Below are 21,688 nucleotides of genomic sequence, written 5' to 3'. Positions count from 1 at the left end.
TTGACTACTTTAGTTGTTGCAAATCAAAAGGGCGGCGTGGGAAAGACAACCACCGCCTTAAATTTAGCCGCTTCTTTATCGGCAGCATCGAGGAGCGTATTGTTGGTGGATCTAGATTCACAAAAGAATTCTACGTCTGGTTCAGGCATTACTGAAAAATTAAGTAATTTAACCCTTTTAGATGTTTTAATAGACGAAGAGCCAATAAGCTCGATAATCCTAAAAACTGAATACAAATTTGATTTAATTCCCGCAAGTCAAGAGCTAGTTTCAGCTGAAATGGAACTTATAAATAAAAGCAACCCAACCGAACTCCTCAAGAAAAAGTTAAATCAGGTAAAGCAAAATTACGATTACATATTAATAGATTGCCCGCCATCTCTTGGAATGTTGTCGGTCAGTGCATTGCGTGCAGCTGATCAAGTATTAATACCTCTACAGTGCGAATATTATTCTTTGGAGGGTCTCGCCTCCATGAGCAAAACAATTGAGGAGATTAACTCTTCAACGGGAGATGAAATTAAAATATCTGTTATTCTAAGAACTATGTTTGATATTAGAAATAAGTCTGCGAGAGATGTCTCAAGCGAACTTGAAAAACATTTCGCCAACGAATTGTGCTCAACTATTATTCCCAGAAACGTAAAGCTTTCAGAGGCTCCTAGTTATGGAATGCCCGCTCTATATTATGAGCCGGAGGCCAAAGGCACTATTGCTTATCTTGCGCTAGCAGGAGAATTAATCAATAAATACGAAAGAACAGGGCCAAGTGAACTCTGAAAATAATAAAAGAGCCAAGAGAGGCTTAGGTGCTTTATTAGGCACAGAAATTAGCTTAGATGGAAAAAAAGTTAGCGTTCTAAGTGTTGAAATAGAAAAAATAAAATTCAGTAGATTTCAACCAAGAACTGTAATTAACGATGAGAAATTAGATGAACTAAAAGAGTCAATTCTTTCTCAAGGGATTATCCAACCCTTAATAGTTAGGCAGACTGCGGGCGGGGGTTATGAGTTAATCGCGGGCGAGAGAAGACTTAGAGCTGCAAGATTGGCTGGCTTAGAGCAAGCACCAGTAGTAGTAAAAGAAGTCAGCGACGAAGAAATCAATAAAATTGGATTAATAGAAAATTTACAAAGAGAAGATTTAAACCCCATTGATGAAGCGAGGGGCATACAAAGACTTCAAAAAGAATTCAATCTTACCCAAGATGATTTGGGTAAGTCGCTTGGAAAATCGAGGGCGGCTGTGGCCAACAGTATAAGGCTGCTTCAATTATCAAAAGAAGTTCAAGACTTGCTTCAAGAAGGAGTTTTAAATATGGGTCATGCAAGGCCATTACTAAGTTTGCCCGAGGACATCCAAGAAAGCTTTGCAAAAAAGATTAGTAAAAATGGTCTATCAGTGAGACAAACCGAAGCCCTGGTGAATAATTACCAGTCTCAAAAGAATCGCAAAGTTACTTCCAAAAAAGATCCAAATTTATTGAATTTAGAGAACGAATTAAGCGATTGCCTTGGCTCGTCTGTAACGATTTCACATAAAAAAAATGGATCGGGAAAGATAACTTTTGTTTATAGAAACTTAGAGCAACTTGATTCGATAATTAAGTCTTTGAAAAAAGAACAATAAATAAAAAAAATCTCATATTATTCTTGAATAGTTAAGTCAGACCTAACTATAATGCGATGCCCAAGAAATTATGGCCGAGAAAAACCTTATAGATCCTTCAACTTCAGCGGATTTAACGCCGACTTCAGACTATATTAGCCATCACCTAACAAATTTAACTTACGGCTGGTGTGAAAAAACACAAAGTTGGGGGTTTGCCAATCATCAACAATCGTTATTTTCAGAATCTTCTTGCAAGGTCACTGAAATGGGTTTTTGGGCTTTTCATTTAGATACAATTTTTATGTCGTCAATTCTAGGAATTATCTTTTTTGGCTTCTTTGGGTTGGTGGTAAGTGCGGCAAAAAGGGGGGTTCCCGGAAAATTACAAAACTTTGCTGAGTTTGTTTTTGAATTCATCAGTAACGCGGTAAGTACAAATTTTCATGGCACTTCGAAAATTGTTGGCCCCTTGGCATTTACATCTTGTGTTTGGATTTTATCTTGGAACTTAATGGATTTATTGCCAGTAGAATTGACAAATTTTGTAGGCGCTTCTGGAAGCGGAATCGATTATTTCAAAGTGTTACCCACTGCAGATGTAAACGCGCCGCTCGCACTAGCGTTGGTAGTTATGTTTTTTGTAACTTACTACACCATAGCTAACCACGGTATTTTAGGATTCTTAAAAGAATTCATAAACCCAATTGAATTGGTTGGGTACTTCTCTAAACATGTTGCTTTGGCTTTAAGGCTATATGGAAATTTGTTTGCTGGAGAAATGATTTTTATTTTGATTGGAATTATGTTTGGACAGTTCTTGATGTCGTTTGGACAAACCCTTTGGTTTTTCCCAGGGCTTATAATGAATTTGGCGTGGGCGTTGTTTCACATTCTTATTATTGCTTTGCAGGCATATATATTTATGATGCTGACCATAGCTTACATTAACCTGGCTTGTACAAAACACTAGCCAATAAAACAAGGAGAAAAAAATGGAAGAGTTAAGATTGATTGCGGGAGCCATACTTACCGGTTTTGGCGCTCTGGGTGCCGGAATCGGTATAGGAACTTTAACTTCAAAATACATAGAAGCTTTAGCCAGACAACCTGAATTACAAGGTTTACTTTTTGGACAGCTTTTAATTGCAATGGGATTAATCGATGCTTTGCCAGTAATCTCTCTAGCAGTTGGGCTTTTGTTCTTATTTACCTAAAGCATGAACGTCAACGCTACTTTTTTTGCTGAGCTACTTGCCTTTAGTATTTTTATATTTATTACTTATAGATACCTTTGGCCCAGTTTTTCTTCCATCTTGGACGAGAGAAGAGATGAAATTTCTAAAGGCTTAGAAGCCGCGAGTGAGTCTCAAAAAAAACTTGAGGAAGCACAAGACCAATCTAGAAAAATGATTGAAGACGCTAAATCTGAAGCTTCTACTTTATTAAATCAGGCAGGCACAAGGGGCGATCAAATTATCGAAGAGGCAAAAACTCAAGCAATAGAAGAACAGCAAAAGATTAAAATTGCAGCTGAAGCAGACATAGAACAAAACGTTTCAAAAGCCAAAGAAACTTTAAAACAAGAAGTTGCTTCTTTAGTGCTTGCAGGCGCAACAAAAATTCTTGAAAAAGAAGTTAACGCAGAATCCAATAAAGAGATTATAGACGACTTAATAAAGGAGCTTTAATGTCTGAATATTTAACTCAATCTAGACCTTATGCTGAAGCTATATTCGAGATTTCTGAACAAGACAATTCAACTGATAGTTGGATCAAAGATTTGGCGATGATTTCATCAGCTTTTCAAGAAAAACAGATAAAGTCATTAATTGAAACTCCAGATATTTCGCAGCGAGAAAAAACTGAAAAATTTGTAGCTATTTTTGAAGGCGAAGTCACTGCAAAGACAATAAATTTTTTAAAAGCTCTTGGCGATGCTAATAGATTGAAAATTCTCGACAATATTATTTTTAATTTTTTAGATTTGGTAGCGAAAAAAAGGAATCAAAAAAACGTTATTGTTTCTTCAGCTTTTGATCTAGAGTCAGATCAGCTAGAGAAAATAAAAATTGCTATGCAAAAACGATTGGAAGCAGACATCATAATTTCATCAACAATCGATGAAACTTTGATAGGCGGTATGAAAATTTCATATGAAGATCAAGTAATTGATCTTTCTTTAAAAAACAAACTTGAGTCTTTAAAAGCTCAATTAAGAAACTAAAAGGTGATGTATGGATAATTTAAATCCTTCAGAAATAAGTCAAATAATAAAAGAAAGAATTAATAATTTAGAGTCTTCAACACAAGAGTCCAACGAGGGAACTATCGTATTTTTATCCGATGGTATCGCGAGGATTCATGGGTTGAGCGAGGTAATGTATGGCGAGTTAATAGAATTCGAAGGTGGAATAACTGGAATGGCTTTAAACCTTGAAAGAGATTCTGTCGGAGTAGTTATTTTTGGAGACTATAAAAAATTAGCCGAAGGGGATACTGCTAAATGTACAGGCAAGATCCTTGAAGTTCCGGTTGGGCCAGAACTTATTGGTAGAGTCGTAGATGCTTTAGGAAACCCAATCGATGGCAAAGGTCCAATGGACTGTTCGAGTACTTCCCCAATAGAAAAAGTTGCTCCGGGAGTAATGACGAGAAAGCCAGTTGATCAACCAGTCCAGATAGGCTTGAAAGCAGTTGATAGCATGGTGCCAATTGGTAGAGGACAAAGAGAGCTGATCATTGGCGATAGGCAAACAGGGAAAACTGCAATTGCTTTAGACGCGATCATTAACCAAAAGGGCACCGGGGTAAAATGCATTTATGTCGCGGTTGGGCAAAAACAATCTTCTATAGCTGCTGTAGTAAGAAAATTAGAAGAATTTGGTGCGATGGAACATACAATTGTTGTTGCCGCTGGAGCAGCAGACCCAGCGCCAATGCAATTTCTCGCTCCTTATGCTGGCTGTTCAATGGGTGAATATTTTAGAGACCTTGGAGAAGACGCGCTGATAATTTATGACGATCTGTCAAAGCAAGCCGTAGCATATCGTCAAATTTCTCTTCTTCTTAGAAGGCCGCCAGGACGAGAGGCTTACCCTGGAGATATTTTTTACCTTCATTCAAGATTACTAGAAAGGGGTTGTCGGGTTAATGAAGAATATGTTTCGGAACAAACTGGAGGAAAAGTTAAAGACAAAACAGGCTCACTGACAGCACTTCCTATAATTGAAACTCAAGCAGGCGATGTTTCCGCTTTTGTTCCTACGAATGTGATATCAATCACAGACGGTCAAATTTTTTTAGAGACTTCATATTTTAATAAAGGCCTTTTACCTGCTATGAATCCGGGAATTTCTGTTTCCAGGGTTGGTGGAGCAGCTCAGACTCCTTTGATTAAAAAACTTGGAGGTGGAGTGAGAATAGCTCTTGCTCAATTTAGAGAATTAGAGGCTTTTGCTCAGTTTGCTTCAGATTTAGACGATGCATCAAGAGAGCAACTTGAATTAGGCCAAAAAGTAACGGAGTTGATGAAGCAAAAACAATACTCACCTATGTCGGTTGCTGAGATGGGCCTAGTGTTATTTGCTGTTGAAAAAGGCTACTTAAATGATGTCGAGCTAAACAAAATCGCAGATTTCGAGTCTGCATTGCTTTCCTATATGTCTTCAGAACACAAAGATTTTATGGAGGGCCTTTCTGAGACAGGCGAGTATTCTGATGAAGTCTTGAAAACTTTTACAGATGCTCTTGATAAATTTAAAACTTCACAAACCTATTAATGGCCAATACCAAAGAAATAAGAAAACAGATTTCAAGTATTTCAAATACTCAGAAAATTACTAGCGCTATGGAAATGGTAGCGTCAAGTAAAATGAGAAAGACTCAAGACAGAATGGAAATGGGCAGGCCTTATGCCGATCGTATGCTCTCTGTGATAGGACATTTGGCAAATTCTAATCCAGAGTACAAACCACTTTATATGTCTGAGCGAGAGGTTAAAGCTGTTGGAATTATTGTTGTGGGTTCTGATAAAGGGCTTTGTGGCGGTTTAAATATAAATTTATTTAGAACTTTGCTTCCATTTTTAAAAGACTTGAGTGATCAGAATATAGAGCAAAAATTTTGTCCCATAGGCACTAAAGCAAGAGTATTTTTTAACAATTTTGGTGGGGAAGTAGTATCGACAGCAGAGAAGTTAGGCGACATCCCTGCGCTCGAAAATTTGATTGGTGCAATTAAAGTTCTTTTAGATAAATTTGAACAAGGCGAAATAGATCAGGTTTTTTTAGCTAGCAATAGATTTGAAAATACTATGACTCAGGAGCCAAACATAAAGCAGTTGTTGCCATTGTTGCCTGAAGATACCCCAGAATTAAAGCGTCGTTGGGATTATATTTATGAACCAGACGCGAAAGAATTACTTGATGGGCTGATGCAAAGATATATTGAGTCTTTGGTTTATCAGGCTGTCATTGAAAATATTGCCTGTGAGCAGGCAGCGAAGATGGTTGCCATGAAAAATGCAACAGAAAACGCTGGAACAATCATTGATGAATTACAACTTATTTACAACAACGCAAGACAAGCTGCGATAACTCAAGAATTGTCAGAGATCGTAGCTGGGGCTGAAGCATTATAATTATCGAGGAAATCAAATGAGCGAAGGAATAGTAGTACAGGTAATTGGAGCAGTAATCGATGTGGAGTTCTCTAGGGAGAATCTGCCTAAAGTTTACGACGCTTTATCCATTGAAGAATCAGGATTGGTTTTAGAAGTCCAGCAGCAATTGGGTGACGGGGTTGTTAGAACCATCGCAATGGGACAAACCGAAGGATTAAAAAGAGGAACAAAAGTGGTGAACACTGGGGATGCAGTTACAGTACCAGTTGGCGAGAAAACGCTAGGGCGAATTTTAAATGTTTTAGGGGATCCAATTGATGGAAAGGGAGATGTGGGCGAAGAAGAAAGAATGCCTATTCATCGAGATCCACCCAGTTACGAAGAACAAGCAGAATCCTCTGAAATTTTAGAAACAGGAATCAAAGTTATAGATCTTATGTGTCCTTTTGCAAAAGGTGGGAAAGTAGGTTTATTTGGTGGAGCGGGAGTAGGAAAAACAGTCAACATGATGGAATTGATAAGAAACATTGCCTATGAAACGAGCGGTTACTCAGTGTTTGCGGGAGTTGGTGAAAGAACTCGTGAAGGAAACGATTTCTATTTAGAAATGACCGAATCTCAAGTTCTAGACAAAGTTGCCTTGGTTTATGGACAAATGAATGAGCCTCCTGGGTGTCGAATGAGAGTTGCTTTGTCGGGCCTAACAATTGCCGAAAAGTTTAGAGATGAAGGCAGGGACGTATTGTTATTTATAGATAATATTTATCGATACACTTTGGCAGGGGTGGAGTGTTCTTCTCTGCTAGGAAGAATGCCTTCTGCGGTCGGTTATCAACCAACGCTTGCAGAAGAAATGGGCGTGTTGCAAGAACGAATAACCTCTACAAAAACTGGATCGATCACTTCAGTTCAAGCAATTTATGTTCCTGCCGATGATCTTACCGACCCCTCTCCAGCAACAACGTTTGCTCATTTGGATGCAACCGTTGTACTTTCAAGACAAATTGCATCACTTGGAATATATCCCGCGGTTGATCCGTTAGACTCTACTAGCAGACAGTTGGACCCAAATATTGTTGGCCAAGAGCATTATGAAGTTGCCAAAGGAGTGCAACAAGTTCTACAAAGATATTTGGAATTAAAAGACATCATCGCAATTCTTGGAATGGATGAATTGTCCGATGAAGATAAACAAACGGTTAATCGAGCTCGAAGAATTGAAAAATATCTTTCACAACCTTTCTTCGTTGCAGAGATTTTTACCAACTCTCCAGGAAAATTTGTTTCGATTAAAGACACTGTGAGAGGCTTTAAAGGCATTCTTGAAGGTGAGTATGACGATTTACCTGAACAAGCTTTCCTCATGGTAGGAGCTATTGAGGAAGTTGTAGAAAAAGCAAAAACTTTGTAATGGCTACGATGCAATGCACTATTGTTAGCGCAGAAAAAGAAATTTTTTCTGAGCAAGTCTCTATGGTGGTTGCGACTGGTTCATTAGGAGAAATTGGAATAACTCCTGGACATTCTCAGTTATTGACTGGAATTATTCCTGGGCCAGTGAAAGTGGTAAAAGAAAATGGTGAGGATGAAATCTTTTTTCTTTCGGGAGGGTTCATCGAAGTCCAACCAGACGTTGTTACGCTTTTATCAGATGTGGCAGTAAGGGCCGAAGACATAGATGAGGCAGAAGCAGAAAAAGCTCGTGAAGAAGCTGAAAAGATTAAAAACGATTCGGAAGCAGGAGTTGATTTCTCTAGAGCCAGAGCAGAGTTGGCTGAAGCAGCGGCCAGATTGCAAACTTTGCGCAAACTAAGAAAAAAATAGTTTAATATCTCTCTTTAATAAGATTTTTGGGGCCCAGATGAAAATCGATGTAATTATTTTAGCTGCTGGAAAAGGAACTCGTATGGGGTCCAATACGCCTAAGGTGCTAAGTGAACTTGCCAGCAAACCTTTGCTCCAACACGTTATTGATACTTGCTCTCAACTTAGTAATAGTAAGTTACACATCATCGTCGGAGTCGGAAAAAATCAAGTAAAACAGTCAGTTTTGACGCCTAAAGGAACAAATTGGATTTCCCAAAACAGACAATTGGGAACGGGTCACGCGGTTAAACAAGCTTTGAAATCACTTCGACCAGGAGCTACGATTTTGATAATGTATGGAGACGTTCCATTAGTTAACATAAAAACATTAAAAAAATTAGTTTCTGTTGGAAAAAATAACCTGGGCTTATTAACTTTTAATTTAGACAAGCCCAAAGGCTATGGAAGAATCTTAAGAAGAGGAAACAAAGTTGCCGCAATCGTAGAGGAGAAAGATGCGTCGATTACAGAAAAAGAAATTACCGAAGTAAATTCTGGGATTATTTCTACTCCGGCCAAAATATTGAAAGAATTGACCCCACAAATAAAAAATAAAAATTCTGCAAAAGAATACTATTTAACCGATATCATTCAACTAGCCACAGAAAATAAAATTTCCATTAAAACGGTTAATCCAGATTCAACCAACGAAGTTTTAGGCGCAAATGATAAGCAAGAACTTCAGAAGCTTGAGCGCGCATATCATTTAAATATTGCTGAGGAATTTATGAAAAGGGGCGTGAACTTTGCTGACACTCATAGAGTGGAATTTCGAGGGAAAGTTACCTTAGGGAAAAACTCATTTATAGACATCAACGTCATTGTAGAGGGAGAGTCTAAAATTGGTAAAAATTGTTTCATTGGAGCAGGCGCAGTAATAAGAAATTCAACTTTAGGAAGCGGAGTAAGGGTCGAACCGTATTCGGTGATTGAAAATTCTTCGATTGGAGAAGACTCTAAAATAGGTCCATTTGCGCACATTGGTCCTGAGGCTTGGCTGGATAAAGAAGTAGAAATTGGTAATTATGTTGAGGTGAAAAGAAGCAAACTTGGAAGCAAAACTAAAGCAAAACATTTGGCCTATATTGGCGATGGCGAAGTAGGAAGCTCAGTAAACATTGGAGCGGGAACAATTTTTGTTAATTATGATGGCAAGAAAAAACATAAAACAAAAGTTGGCTCAGGAGCTTTTATTGGCTCAAATTCAGCTTTGATCGCCCCATTACAAATAGGTAAAAATAGTATGATTGGAGCAGGCTCGGTAGTAACCGAAAACGTCCCAGAAAATAAGTTGGCTTTGGGCAGAAGCAGGCAACGAAATCTAAAAATAAGATAATGTGTGGAATCATAGCAGCAGCAACGGATAGAAGTGTCGGTAAGCTTCTAATTAAGGGCCTCTATAAAATGGAATATAGAGGTTACGATTCTGCAGGAATAGCGATGCATGTTGATGATCAAGTAGCGCACCTAAGAACCTTAGGTAAGGTTAAACTCTTGGAAGAGAGAATGAAGCTAGAAAAGCCTAAAGGAAAAATAGGCATTGCTCATACCCGTTGGGCAACCCATGGGGAGCCTTCTGAATTAAATGCGCACCCTCACCAATCCAATGACAGAGTTTTTATCGTTCACAACGGTATTATTGAAAACTATTTATCACTTAAAGAAGAACTCACCAAAGAAGGATATACCTTCTATTCAAAGACTGATTCAGAATTAATTGCTCATTTGTTGGATCGAAATTTAAAAATAAACAATTCATTAGTTGAAGCGGTGCAAGGCTTAAAAGATAAGCTTGACGGTGCCTATGCAATTGCCGCGCTAGATCAAAATGAACCAGACAATTTAGTTCTAGCCAGGAACAGATCACCATTAGTAATAGGGCTCGGCAAAAAAGAGAATTTTGCAGCTTCTGATCCTTTAGCACTAGCAGAACTAACTAATAAATTTTTGATCATGGAAGATGGCGATGTAGCCAAAGTTGCACCTGACTTAGTAGAAGTTTTTGATGCAAAAAATCAATTAGTCAATAGAGAACAATTGACAATTGATATCAAAGCAGAAGCTGCCTCAAAGGGTGATTTTAAACACTACATGGAAAAAGAAATTTTTGAGCAACCACAAGCAGTACTAAATACTTTGGATGGAAGAATAGGCGGAGAGGATGTTTTAGAGAATATTTTCGGAGAGGGCTCTTCGGAATTATTAGCCAAGGTCAAAAGAGTCCAAGTTGTAGCTTGTGGCACAAGTTTGCATGCGGGCAGAGTCGCGGCAAATTGGTTTTCGGCAATTGCAGGGCTGCCAACGCAAATGGATTACGCCAGCGAGTACCGATATAAAAATCCTTACATCGATGAAGATACTTTGTTGGTAACAATCTCACAATCGGGCGAGACCGCCGATACTCTAGCTGCCTTGAGATATGCAAACGACAAAGGCTATCTTGGATCTTTAGCAATCTGTAACGTGCCAACCAGTTCTCTTGCTAGAGAATCTGATTTTCTTTTGTTGACAAACGCTGGTCCGGAAATAGGGGTGGCTTCAACCAAAGCTTTCACCACTCAGCTAACGGCTTTAATGCTCTTGACCTTGTCTCTAGCAAAAGCTACCGGAAAAAATCCTCGCTTGCGAGGTCGAATTATCAAAGCACTGAGATCTTTGCCAGAAAAAATTTCTGAAGCTCTCGCGTTAAAATCAGAAATTTTAGAAATTGCTCCAGAAATTGCGAATAAGAATAATGCTTTATTTTTAGGCAGAGGAATCTTTTACCCTATCGCCAAAGAGGGCGCGTTAAAGCTTAAAGAAATTTCATACATTCACGCAGAGGCTTATCCTGCCGGAGAATTGAAACACGGTCCTTTGGCGTTAATTGACGAAGAGATGCCAGTAATAGCTATTGCCCCAGAACATGAATTGGCTGAAAAATTAGTCTCTAACCTTGAAGAAGTCAAAGCGAGAGGAGGAGCCCTTTATGTTTTTGGTAATGCTAAAGAAAGATTGGGTTTAACTTCCGGAAAATACATTAATATGCCAGACTGCGATTTTTTACTTACTCCGATTTTGTATTCGATTCCTCTACAAATCTTATCCTATGAAGTAGCTTTGCTAAGAGGCACAGACATTGACCAGCCAAGAAATTTAGCAAAGTCAGTCACCGTGGAGTAGAAGAAAACCGAAAATTAATTATTTAATTGATTCTCTTATCATCGGAAATGCAGGTGGAGAGTCTTCAAATTGCACTCTTCCAATTTCAACAAAACCATGTCTCTCGTATAATGCTTTGTTTAATTCATTAGACGCCTCTAAATATGCTCTGTCTCCTTTAGCATCGATCATTGCAAGAGCCTCTTTTAATAAAAAAGACCCTATACCTTTTCTTTGTTGGGAGGGATCAACAGCAATAAATGGTAAATACCAAGCATCATCCGGATGATATTTTTCAAATTCTTCAAAGAATTTAACAACAACTTCTATTCGATCTGCAGGAATATATTCAAAAGTTGGTTCCAAAATTGAATTATCAAACTCAACCCCAGGAGGATGCCAGAGAGATGAGCCGAAAAGATTTTCTTCGGAGTAAACAATATTATTTTCAAAAGCTATTTTTGAAAATTCCTCCATCCAAACATCGAAGCACTTGAGGTAAGAAGATGCATCTGGGAAGACCCATCTTAACAAAGCATCAGATGAAAAACCTACCGTAAGAACTGCTTTCACTCGATCTAAATCTGCAATAGACGATTTAACTATTTTGGGTTTATCCATAAGCAAAGTATTTAAATTTTAAGTTTAATTAAAGTTGAAAGTTTAATCCATTCAGAGTCGGTCGACTAAGCGGGAGTAGCGATTTAAAATTAAAAAAATGAAGGTTTTTTGATTATTTTTTTCTTTGTAATATTATCTGCGTGAGAAGAATATTTTATTGGCTCGCGCCACAGGGTTTTTTAGGTAATCAAATCCTTCAAGAACTTGGAAAAGCAGATTTTAAAATTACCGCTGTATTGAGAAAAAAATAAATGAAGAAAAAACAATTAATATTTGAGAAATCTTCAGAACTAAATTTATTAGACTTAACTTATTTTTGGGTTTCAGGAGTAATAATTTATTTCTTATTATTTCCTTTCAAATTAGATTCAATTATTGAAGTTTTCATTCCTATAACTTTAGTATTTTCCTTAGTAATTTTTTATAGTTTTTTTTTATCAAAACTTTTTAAAAATCCTAAAGGGTTTGCATATCTTCTTTTTTTTTCCATTTCCATTTTTTCTTTTTTTGGTCTTACAGAAACTTTAACAGGAAAGGCTTCTTATTTTACTTCTTCATATTTATACGGCCTTTCTTTTTACACATTATCTTTAGCGTATTGGATATATAGTCATAAAGATTTAAAAATAATAGACACATTAAAATTTTCAAATCCGATTTTACTATCGACTGGCCCGATAGTTATTTTGCTAAAATCTTTGAGGCATAAAAGTTTAAGTTCTAGGCTCAACTATTTTCTTCCTTTTTTGATGGTTGGAATTTTCTTTTTTCAGATTTTATCGGTTCCCTTAACTTCAACTTTTTTTCTAATAGAAAAAACAGATGTTGTATCTTCAGTTGTATTTGGAGTTATTTTTGAATTATTTGTATATACAAATTTCTGCGGACTATCTTTAATTCTTTATGGCATATTAGGAATTCTGGGTTATAAGATTCCTTTAAATTTTCAACAGCCGTTTTCAAGCAACAACCTAATAGAATTTTGGAGGGGTTGGCATATTACTCTCTCTAGAGTTTTAAAAATTCTGTTTTATGATGAAACAAGAAAGTACCTTCCTGCTTCCGGTTCACTTTTTTTTGTTTTTTTTGCCTCCTCCATGTGGCATGGAGTTTCACTTAATTTTTTTATATGGGGAGTTTTTCATACCGTTACATTTATTTTTACAATTTTTTTACTAAAACATAAACAGGCTTTGGTCTCCAGTATCCTAATGTTTTTTGGAATAATTTTTGGAAGAATAATTTTTGCCGATAACGACATAAATAGACTTTTCGAAAAATTTAAGTTTAATTTTAAAAATTTTGAAGTTTTCGAAACTCTGTCTAATCAACCTTCCGCGGTCTTGCTTTCGATTTTTTTAAGCATTTCTCTAGTCGCATTTGAATTTTGTTTTAAAAGAAAAAAATTTATGATTAAAAAAAACTACAAATTTTTGAGGAGCCCTTCTGCTTTATTATGCATTGCCTTAATATTTATTCTATTTGTTTCGGACTTTGGAGATAGCTTTGCTATATACGGACAACGTTAATAAATTAATTTGGTATATTTTCTTGCCAAGTTTTTTTATCTTTTTTGCAGTTTATGTTTATTTTGAAACTTTAGGGTTAAGGGAAGACAATAAATTTAACGAAGAAATTATTCAAGAGCATATATTTAATTTTAATAAGCCAGATAAGAAAAAAGAATTTCAAGGTTTAATCCTTGGAGGTTCAAATTCTTTATTCAGTCTAAGCGCTGAAATACTTTCCGAACAGTCTGGTAAGGACTGGTACAACCTTTCTTTATTAAATGAAGGAGTCTCGAAAGAGAATTATTTTAAATTCTTAAAAGAATTTATACCCGAGAATATAAGACTTAATATAGAGGAAATTGTTTATAGCTCAATTGTTCCTTTCAGAAAAGATTTAGCTCTTCAAAGAAAAGACAATAATAGGGATTTATATGGCAATCCTGGTTATCTTCGACTTCCTCAAAAAAAGTTTATTACATTTATTAAAGAGCGTTTAAATAATTTTCCTAAAGAAACTAGAAGATTCCCACTTCCTAATAAATTTGGCGATCTTATTTTTTCTGAAGAAAGCTGCCCTGAAATTAAAGATTCCCTATTTGAACATGAGATGTTTGATAGAGCTATTATTTGGACTAGAGAAGTCGTTAACAGAACTGAGTCTCTTTTCCCCAACGCAACTATATTTTTTGTATATCCAAGTCAGTATCATCCTGATTCTGCTGAAGAAGAAAAAGGTAAAAATGTTTTTTTTAAAATGAAAGAAAGCGATCTGAATTTGAAAAATCATATTCATTTAATATATCAAACTCAGTTTTCAAAATTAGATTTAATATGTGACGATTATCATCACGCAAATGAAATAGGAAGAGACTTTAGGACCAAGGATCTTCATATTAACATTTTGAATTATCAACAAATGCTTTTGGAAAATTAATGAATAATAAGAAATTTTATTGCATCTTTTCATAACTAAATTAATTGATAATCGATGAAAAATAAATTATTAGTCGGCGCAACTGGGTTTTTAGGAAATAGAATTTTGCAAGAACTTGGTAAAAAAGATTGTTTAGTTACAGCCTTTTCGAGAAAAAACATAAAAAATTTACCGAAAAACGCTACCGAAAAAATCATAAATTTTGATGACTTAGAATTAGTTAATTTTCCAAAAATAGATCATGTTTATTTGGCGCTTGGATGTCCCTTATTTCTTCATAATTTGGCAGGATTTATAAATAAAGATTTGAAAAATAATCTTCACCTTGTCGATTATAAGTACCAGCTCACAATTGCAAAGAAGGCCTTAGAAGTGGGCGCAAAATCAATATCTTTGATATCAGCAATCGGTTCTAACTCAAGTTCTATAAATTATTATTTGAGGACTAAAGGAAAACTTGAAAATGAAATTAAAAAACTTGGTTTTGATAGCATAAACATATTTAGACCCGGGCATATCGTGGGGAATAAAGATAGATTTGATACCGTATTTGCTGATCTTATGTCTGCAATTACAGATCCTTTTTTAATTGGACCTATAAAAAAATTTAGAAGTATTTCTATTCAAGATTTGCCTAAGGCAATTGTGAATTTATCTTCGCAGGAAAAATCTGGAATTAATTATTATGAATTCATAGATTTTAAAAAATCTAATTAATCAAGATAGGAAAACTCAGCGTTTAATATCAAAGTCTATAAAATATAAAGATTGTCACAATAAATTATTTTATTTAGACTGAGTTTCCATTTATTTCATGAACAACCAATTGAGAACAGATAAATTAGCCATTTCGCTTTCTTTAGCATGCGTAATCCACTGTCTATTTGTCCCATCTTTTGTGATCTTATCCTCTGGGTACTATGCTGCGACTCTAGACAATGAGTTTGTGCATAATTTGATTTTATTCTTTGCTATTCCTGTAAGCTTGTTTGCTTTAGCACTGGGATATAAGAATCATGGCGCCCCACAGTATTTTTTTATCGGTATAACAGGATTGATAATTTTAGTTATGGCGGTAATTATGGGAGAACCTCTGTATGGAGAGACAGGGGAGATACTCTTTACAATCCTAGGATCGGTTTTTGTAGTATTTGCCCACTATAAAAATCACCAAATTTGCAAGGAAATAAAATGTTCTTGTCATGATGATTAATCAAGGTATTTTAGAATTATTGTTCAATTGAGGGAGAAAAAATGCAAAAAAAAACTTTAGACGTCGTTGTTTACGGAGCAACTGGATATACGGGTAAATTAGTCGTCGAATACCTGCTTAATCAATATGGTAAAGGTGAAGATTTTAAATGGGCTATTGCTGGCAGAAACCAAGACAAACTTAATAATCTAATTGAGGAGTTCGAGCTAAGCTCAGAGGTCCCTGCTATCACTGCCGATGGAAATGACATCCAAAGCCTAGAGACAATGGTTCAACAAGCTAAATGTATTTTGACGACTGCTGGTCCTTATCAATTATATGGTTCAAATCTAGTTAAGGCATGTGCTGAGAATGGTACAGATTATGTCGATCTTTGTGGAGAGCCAGCTTGGATGCATCGCATGATAGAAGAGCACAACGACAAGGCTAATCAAACTGGAGCCAGAATTGTATTTTCTTGTGGTTTTGACAGCATACCTTTTGATCTTGGAGTTTATTTTCTTCAAGAAAAAGTAAAATCAAAAGTGGGTAACACGGCCACTGCTATCAGAGGAAGAGTAAGAGCAATGAACGGAGAATTCTCAGGTGGAACGGCTCTATCGATGACCTCGACAATGGCATCTCTTAAAGAAAAGCCAGAATTGATAGAGATACTGGCTAACCCTTTTTCTCTGGCAAACGGCTTCCAAGGCCCAGAACAACCAAACGATTCCAAACCTCAATTTGATGAAAAATTAAAGACGTGGGTTGCTCCCTTTTTTATGGCGCCTATAAATAGTAAAAATATTCACCGATCCAACGCATTGTTGAATCACTCCTATGGAAAGGAATTCACTTATAACGAGATGTGGATTCAAGGACCCGGAGATGAAGGACAGGCTGCAGCCGAATTAATTTCCAAAGTTAATCCTTTAGAAAACGCTCCTAAGCCTGGAGAAGGTCCTTCGAAAGAAGCTCGAGAAAATGGAAATTATGACATCCTTTTTTGCGCAGATTTAGACAATGGCTCTTCAATGCATGCGTCTGTTGCAGGAGACTTAGATCCTGGATATGGATCCACATCGAAAATGATTGCAGAAAGCGCTATTTGCCTGATTCAAAACTGCGCTGATCTAGCAGGCGGAATTTATACTCCTGCGGCATCAATGGGAAGTAAATTAATCTCTAGATTAGAAGCAAGCGCCGGGCTTAGGTTTTCTGAAGAAAATTAAATTAATCCATGAGCTTGGAGGTAACTTTAATCTATACAATTTCTTTGATTGTCTTCTTGCTCATCTTAACAATTCGAGTTCTTGATTTGAGAGGAAGTCCAGTTACAAAGTTCCTTCATCAACCCGATAGAGTTGTAAATCCAGAAACCCTTGAACGTGCGATTAGAGCTCACGGTAATTTAATAGAATACGCACCATTATTTTTACTGCTTCTGCTATTAGCAGAAATAAATCAATTAAACACAGTCATTCTGCATTTAAGTGGCGCCTCATTTTTTCTTGGAAGATTAATGCATGGCATAGGTTTTGGATTTTTAAGGCACAGTCCAATTATGAGAATCGGCGGGATGGCGCTGACGTTTTTAGGTTTTATTATTTTATTGCTAACCTCAGCAAGTCAGTTGCTAAGTGTTTAATCTTTTAAAAACCCCTTCATGAATTCAGGAACTACTTTGGCTCTGGAGTGATCTGAAATCCTAACGCATTTATTTTCCATAGTGCCTAGTCCCTCAATGGTCGTTGTTAGCTGATCTCCATCTTTTAGAAATTTTCCCGAGGCGATACCAACTCCACTTGGAGTTCCTGTCCAAATGGCGTCTCCAACTTTAAGCGTTACAATTTCAGAAAGATAAGAAATAATTGAAGGCACATCAAAAATTAGATCATCGGTGTTGTCTTTTTGCACTGTTTCGCCATTCAATTTGCACTCAATGTCTAAGCTTTTGTAATCTTCGAGAGTATCTAGTGATACCAAACATGGGCCCATTGGACCATAAGTGTCGAAAGATTTTCCCAAATTGAACATTGCTGGAGTTGTTGCAAATTGAGCAGGGCGATCAGAAATGTCCTGTCCGACACACATACCCGCTACGTACTCCCAAGCATTTTCTTTCGAAATATTTTTCCCATCTTTTCCGATGACAACAACTAATTCTGCTTCCCAATCTACGTAGTCACTTCGCATTTCAATATTTGATTTTGGCCCAACAAAACAAGAAGTATGTTTAGTAAATATCATTGGTACTTCAGGAATATCCATTCCACTCTCTTCTGCGTGTTTTCGATAATTCAAACCAACGGCGTAACAATTTTGACTTTTGGGGACAGGGTTTCCTAATTCGATCTCAGAAACTTTACCCGTGGCAGATTCGCTGGATAGGGATTCGTAAATTTCACTAAGCTCGTTTTGAGATTTTAAGGCTTCCACGCTATCTGTGCTGATAGCACCATTTGAGACAGTAGCTACGTCGTAGTAATTTTCATCCTTGATAAGAACGGCTTTGCCGTCTACTGTTCCTAATTTAAAACTCATTATTTTCCTCTTCTTAAGTATTTTTCCAGATTTAAAAGTCTAAAATCTTTCAGTTATATTTAAGCATAATTTTATTAGTTCGTATCAAATCGAATTAATAAAATTTTAGAGCGTGCTAATATTATTTTTTTGTTTGATTAATGAATAAAGGTTTAGAGAATATATTGTCTAGAAATTCTCCAAGAGAATTATCTAAGCCTATTCCTTCGGCTGAAGAAATGGAACAAGTTTATCAAGCAGCTTTAAGAGCACCAGATCATGCTTGGCAAAGACCTTCTAGATTTATAGAAGTGAAAGGAGAAGGATTAAAGAAGTTATCGTCTGTTTTTAAAAAGTATGCCGAGGAGAATATTTCTGATTTATCTGAGGAAGTGCTTAAAAAATATGAAGCTGCCCCATTCCGAGCCCCTATGATTATCATTTTAGTTTCCGAAATTAAAGAACATCCAAAAGTACCAGAAATAGAACAAATGTTTTCTACGGCCGCCGCCGCCGAAAATATTTTATTGGCTTTACATTCTTTGGGTTATGGCGGGGTTTGGCGAACAGGAAAATTTGCTCTCAACGATAAAATTAACAAATACTTAGAATTAGCAGAGAATCAAAAGGTAATAGGCTATTTATATGTGGGTACACCAACAGGTGCGCAAAAGAAAATACCAGAAATTAACGCAGCCAAGTTTGTAACGAAATGGGAGTAAAAAGTAACTATAAAACCTGGGGAGAAATTGAAATTAACAATAACAAAAGTTTTAACTAGCATAGCGCTAATTGGGGGTTGTTTTCTTCCAGTAATAATGGACTTGGGCAGCTCACACTTATTTAATGAATTATGGGATGCTCATGCTCGAACGCATTTGGTTTGGTCAATTTCTTCATTTTTTTTAATTTTTATTTTGGGTATGTATTATTTGTGGATAAAAAATGACGAATTCACTCCTGTTTTAATGAGTCTATGCGTTTTGTTTGGGTACAGTATTTCTGCAGTTTCAATTTCATTCTATGGTGGAGTTTTCCTTGGCGAGGGTGGAGTAGAACCAGAGCCTTTTGGAATTCCAATTAATCTAATCCACTTCTCCTCGATGTTATTAGTTCAGTTATTTGCTTTATTTCTATTGATTAGAAGAAGAGCGGTTTAAAATGAAATCTTTAAAAGTTAAAAAAGAAAATGGAATATGCTGGGTCTATTTAAGCAGACCTGATTCCATGAACGCTTTAAACAAAGAGCTCTTGGAAGAACTGACAGAGTTCAATAATAATTTAAAAAACGATCTAGAAACCAAAGTGGTTATATATTCAGGAGATGGTGAAAACTTTTCTGCAGGAGCAGATATCAAAGAAAAAAATTCTTTTGGCTCTAGTCTTGAAGCTTGGCGTTCTAATATGGGAAAGCCCGCGGTTATGTCTTTTCTAGAAATCAATCAAATCACCATCGCGGCTATTAATGGGTACTGTTTAGGAGGAGCGGCTTGTTTTGCTTCCGCTTGTGATTTTAGAATCGCTGCTGAAGACGCTTTGTTGGGTTATCCAGAAATTAATCTTGGAATGAATCTTAATTGGTTTGGATTACCTTTGGCAGTTAGATTAGTTGGCCCAGCTAAAGCCAAAAAACTTGTCATTGGGGGAGAGCAAGAAACTGCCTCAACGCTTTTAGATTGGGGATTTTATGATGAGGTGTGTAAAAAAGAACAATTAAAAGTTGGCGCCGAAAGAATGGCGAATTTTTACGCCTCAAAGGCAGCGTTACCTGCACAAATGATCAAGAAGAGCGTGAATGTGATAGCTTACAACTCAGATTTAGCAGCAATGCATATGGATTATGATCAATTTTTATTAAGTAGAGAATAACAACTTTGAACGGCCTATTAATTTTTTTAAGTTTGCTTACATTATTTTTTGTGAGCTCTTATTATTATTTTTTTTTAAAACTCTTAGATCCAAGGAAAATCTCTATACCGACGGAAGGTAAAGTTGCTGATCTTTCCAAAGGAAAACTTTTTTATCAATGGTTTTCTCCAGAAGAAGAAAATGGAGAAACTATTATTCTAGTTCACGGATTTTCAACGCCCAGTGTAGTTTGGGGAGGCATACTTCCTTTTCTTCAAAAAGAAGGATACAAAGTTTTGGCCTACGATCATTATGGACGAGGTTATTCCTCTCGTCCCAAGACTAAATACACTAAAAATTTATTTATAGAGACTTTGGACGAATTGATAGGATCTCAAGACATTAATCAAAAAACACATCTAGTGGGTTATTCTATGGGTGGACCCATTGTTGCTGGGTTTGCAGAATCATATCCTGAAAAAGTTAAGTCTATTTCTTTGATTGCGCCTGCTGGGTATCTGACTTTGTCTCTTCCTTGGTATCGTAAATTTCTATATCGTGTGCTGACTCTGCCAATTTTAAGTCAATACATTGGTATAGTTGTTCCCTCACTATTTTATGGAGGAGATGCAACTATAAAGCTGTCAACTTTAGAGGATGCTAATCACGTTTCTCAAGAAAAAATAACTCAGGTTTATAAAGAACAAATGAAATATGAAGGATTCACTAGGTCGCTCTTGTCGACAATAAAAAACTTTAATTTATTTAATGATAAGGACAGTTTTAAAACTTTGGGCCAGTTAAATATTCCTACTTCTGTTGTATGGGGTACTGCAGATGAGACCTGTTCTTTTGATGGGCATAAAGAATTAAGAAAAGATATTTCCAATATTTTTAGCACGGTCATCGAAGATGGATACCACGACATTACCTATTCGATGCCAACCAAAGTTTCTGAACACTTAATAAATTTCCTTAAGCAATTATGAAAATAATTTCAATACTTGTTCTTGTTTTATTGAGCTCATGTGCTGCCTCTGTATCAAGCGATGTTGTCTTTGAGGAGTTTTCGTATGGAGAGCACAAAAATCAAAAAGTTGACTTTTATCCTGGCAAAACGAATAAAGTTTTAGTTTGGATTCACGGCGGAGGCTGGATTTTTAGTGGCAAAAGAGAAACGAGATGGATTCGAAGACTAGGAAGGTATTTTAAGGTAAATGAAGACGTTAATATTTTCTCTATTGGATATAGGTATGGAAGAAATACAGCTCCTCAAGCTGCTGAAGATGTTTTGTGTGCTTATCAAGCTATTGCCAAGGAAATTGAAGTAAGGGGTCTTTCTAAAGATGATGTCACTATTATGGGTCTAAGCGCAGGAGGGCACTTAGCATTATTGGCGGGCTTCAAAAATTCTGGAGATTTTTCTTTTCCCTGCAAGGCTTCAATAAAACCAAAAGCCATAATTAATTTTTTTGGCATCGTAGACATCGAAGACAATTTCAATTTTCTTAAAGAAAATAGACCCTGGCTAAACTATATTAATATCTGGGTGCCTCCAGACAAAACCATAAAGGAAATTTCGACAAAATATTCTCCTATTCAGTATTTACATCAAGACATTCCCAAACTTGTTACCGTTCATGGAACCGATGATTCTTTGGTGCCTTATCGACAAGCATTGATGTTAGAAGAGGCGCTGTCAGAAAAAAACATGCTAATCACTGTCGATGGAGGGGAACATTGGCGCTTTACAGATGAAGAGCATAGCGCGATCAAAAAACAGATAGATGAATTCATGATTGAAGAAGTTTGGAATTAA

General features: G+C 36.4%; 25 protein-coding genes. 23 read left to right on the top strand and 2 right to left on the bottom strand.

The annotated features are described in order from the left end of the window. The 12 genes from M9C82_06235 (at position 1) to glmS (ending at position 11,261) form a co-directional block, all read left to right on the top strand. Positions 1–780, top strand: coding sequence for a ParA family protein (locus tag M9C82_06235; protein ID URQ73546.1), 780 nt, complete (start codon positions 1–3; stop codon positions 778–780). Continuing rightward, on the top strand, positions 770–1,630 hold the full coding sequence (locus M9C82_06230; protein ID URQ73545.1) for a ParB/RepB/Spo0J family partition protein: 861 nt from the start codon (positions 770–772) through the stop codon (positions 1,628–1,630). Before M9C82_06235 ends, M9C82_06230 begins: the two co-directional genes overlap by 11 nt. A gap of 70 nt (positions 1,631–1,700) precedes the next feature. Then, on the top strand, positions 1,701–2,582 hold the full coding sequence (atpB, locus tag M9C82_06225) for a F0F1 ATP synthase subunit A (GenBank protein URQ73544.1): 882 nt from the start codon (positions 1,701–1,703) through the stop codon (positions 2,580–2,582). Between the two features lie 22 nt (positions 2,583–2,604). Continuing rightward, positions 2,605–2,826, top strand: a complete 222-nt coding sequence (gene atpE / locus M9C82_06220; GenBank protein URQ73543.1) for a F0F1 ATP synthase subunit C — start codon at positions 2,605–2,607, stop codon at positions 2,824–2,826. A 3-nt stretch (positions 2,827–2,829) separates the two neighbouring features. Then, on the top strand, positions 2,830–3,300 hold the full coding sequence (locus M9C82_06215) for a F0F1 ATP synthase subunit B (GenBank protein ID URQ73542.1): 471 nt from the start codon (positions 2,830–2,832) through the stop codon (positions 3,298–3,300). Beyond that, positions 3,300–3,836, top strand: coding sequence for a F0F1 ATP synthase subunit delta (locus M9C82_06210; protein URQ73541.1), 537 nt, complete (start codon positions 3,300–3,302; stop codon positions 3,834–3,836). The genes M9C82_06215 and M9C82_06210 overlap by 1 nt, the downstream gene beginning before the upstream one ends. A 10-nt stretch (positions 3,837–3,846) precedes the next feature. Next, on the top strand, positions 3,847–5,391 hold the full coding sequence (atpA, locus tag M9C82_06205; protein ID URQ73540.1) for a F0F1 ATP synthase subunit alpha: 1,545 nt from the start codon (positions 3,847–3,849) through the stop codon (positions 5,389–5,391). Then, positions 5,391–6,251 carry a F0F1 ATP synthase subunit gamma gene (gene atpG / locus M9C82_06200; GenBank protein ID URQ73539.1) on the top strand — a complete coding sequence of 287 codons (861 nt, stop codon included), beginning with the start codon at positions 5,391–5,393 and terminating at the stop codon, positions 6,249–6,251. Before atpA ends, atpG begins: the two co-directional genes overlap by 1 nt. A 16-nt stretch (positions 6,252–6,267) precedes the next feature. After that, entirely contained in the window at positions 6,268–7,644 is a 1,377-nt protein-coding gene (atpD, locus tag M9C82_06195) for a F0F1 ATP synthase subunit beta (protein URQ73538.1), read from the top strand. Next, the gene (locus M9C82_06190; protein ID URQ73537.1) at positions 7,644–8,057 is read left to right on the top strand and encodes a F0F1 ATP synthase subunit epsilon; all 414 of its coding nucleotides are present in this window, start codon (positions 7,644–7,646) and stop codon (positions 8,055–8,057) included. The genes atpD and M9C82_06190 overlap by 1 nt, the downstream gene beginning before the upstream one ends. Before the next feature lie 37 nt (positions 8,058–8,094). After that, a complete protein-coding gene (gene glmU / locus M9C82_06185; GenBank protein ID URQ73536.1) occupies positions 8,095–9,435 on the top strand; it encodes a bifunctional UDP-N-acetylglucosamine diphosphorylase/glucosamine-1-phosphate N-acetyltransferase GlmU in 1,341 nt (446 codons plus the stop codon). Beyond that, complete coding sequence (gene glmS / locus M9C82_06180) at positions 9,435–11,261, top strand: glutamine--fructose-6-phosphate transaminase (isomerizing) (GenBank protein URQ73535.1); 1,827 nt, start codon at positions 9,435–9,437, stop codon at positions 11,259–11,261. Before glmU ends, glmS begins: the two co-directional genes overlap by 1 nt. 18 nt (positions 11,262–11,279) lie before the next feature. Here glmS and M9C82_06175 read toward each other — a convergent pair whose 3' ends face one another. Beyond that, positions 11,280–11,861 (bottom strand): GNAT family N-acetyltransferase, encoded by a 582-nt coding sequence (locus M9C82_06175; GenBank protein URQ73534.1) that lies wholly within the window; start codon positions 11,859–11,861, stop codon positions 11,280–11,282. Between the two features lie 251 nt (positions 11,862–12,112). Between M9C82_06175 and M9C82_06170 the strand changes: the two genes are divergently transcribed. From M9C82_06170 to M9C82_06145, 6 genes are all read left to right on the top strand, one after another. Further along, entirely contained in the window at positions 12,113–13,390 is a 1,278-nt protein-coding gene (locus M9C82_06170; GenBank protein ID URQ73533.1) for a hypothetical protein, read from the top strand. Further along, positions 13,368–14,306 (top strand): hypothetical protein, encoded by a 939-nt coding sequence (locus M9C82_06165; protein ID URQ73532.1) that lies wholly within the window; start codon positions 13,368–13,370, stop codon positions 14,304–14,306. Before M9C82_06170 ends, M9C82_06165 begins: the two co-directional genes overlap by 23 nt. Positions 14,307–14,360: 54 nt before the next feature. Next, entirely contained in the window at positions 14,361–15,023 is a 663-nt protein-coding gene (locus M9C82_06160) for a hypothetical protein (protein URQ73531.1), read from the top strand. A gap of 97 nt (positions 15,024–15,120) precedes the next feature. Then, positions 15,121–15,519, top strand: coding sequence for a MerC domain-containing protein (locus tag M9C82_06155; GenBank protein URQ73530.1), 399 nt, complete (start codon positions 15,121–15,123; stop codon positions 15,517–15,519). 41 nt (positions 15,520–15,560) lie between these two features. After that, positions 15,561–16,730, top strand: coding sequence for a saccharopine dehydrogenase NADP-binding domain-containing protein (locus M9C82_06150; GenBank protein ID URQ73529.1), 1,170 nt, complete (start codon positions 15,561–15,563; stop codon positions 16,728–16,730). An 8-nt stretch (positions 16,731–16,738) separates the two neighbouring features. Then, a complete protein-coding gene (locus tag M9C82_06145) occupies positions 16,739–17,146 on the top strand; it encodes an MAPEG family protein (GenBank protein URQ73528.1) in 408 nt (135 codons plus the stop codon). Here M9C82_06145 and M9C82_06140 read toward each other — a convergent pair. Continuing rightward, a complete protein-coding gene (locus tag M9C82_06140) occupies positions 17,143–18,042 on the bottom strand; it encodes a fumarylacetoacetate hydrolase family protein (protein URQ73527.1) in 900 nt (299 codons plus the stop codon). The genes M9C82_06145 and M9C82_06140 overlap by 4 nt on opposite strands. 164 nt (positions 18,043–18,206) lie before the next feature. Here M9C82_06140 and M9C82_06135 point away from each other — a divergent pair, with 164 nt between their 5' ends. The 5 genes from M9C82_06135 to M9C82_06115 are packed head-to-tail and all read left to right on the top strand — an operon-like array spanning position 18,207 to position 21,688. Beyond that, on the top strand, positions 18,207–18,743 hold the full coding sequence (locus M9C82_06135) for a nitroreductase (GenBank protein ID URQ73526.1): 537 nt from the start codon (positions 18,207–18,209) through the stop codon (positions 18,741–18,743). 27 nt (positions 18,744–18,770) lie between these two features. Next, positions 18,771–19,181: a hypothetical protein gene (locus M9C82_06130; protein URQ73525.1), complete on the top strand. Its 411-nt coding sequence runs from the start codon at positions 18,771–18,773 to the stop codon at positions 19,179–19,181. Between the two features lies 1 nt (position 19,182). Beyond that, complete coding sequence (locus M9C82_06125; protein ID URQ73524.1) at positions 19,183–19,890, top strand: enoyl-CoA hydratase/isomerase family protein; 708 nt, start codon at positions 19,183–19,185, stop codon at positions 19,888–19,890. Positions 19,891–19,940: 50 nt separating this feature from the next. Then, positions 19,941–20,858 carry an alpha/beta hydrolase gene (locus tag M9C82_06120; GenBank protein URQ73523.1) on the top strand — a complete coding sequence of 306 codons (918 nt, stop codon included), beginning with the start codon at positions 19,941–19,943 and terminating at the stop codon, positions 20,856–20,858. Next, positions 20,855–21,688: an alpha/beta hydrolase gene (locus tag M9C82_06115; GenBank protein URQ73522.1), complete on the top strand. Its 834-nt coding sequence runs from the start codon at positions 20,855–20,857 to the stop codon at positions 21,686–21,688. The genes M9C82_06120 and M9C82_06115 overlap by 4 nt, the downstream gene beginning before the upstream one ends.

Source organism: SAR86 cluster bacterium (genome assembly GCA_023703675.1).
Lineage (GTDB): Bacteria > Pseudomonadota > Gammaproteobacteria > Magnimaribacterales > AG-339-G14 > AG-339-G14.
The sequence above is the reverse complement of the archived record's forward strand: the minus strand, read 5'-3'. Positions and strand labels throughout refer to the sequence as shown.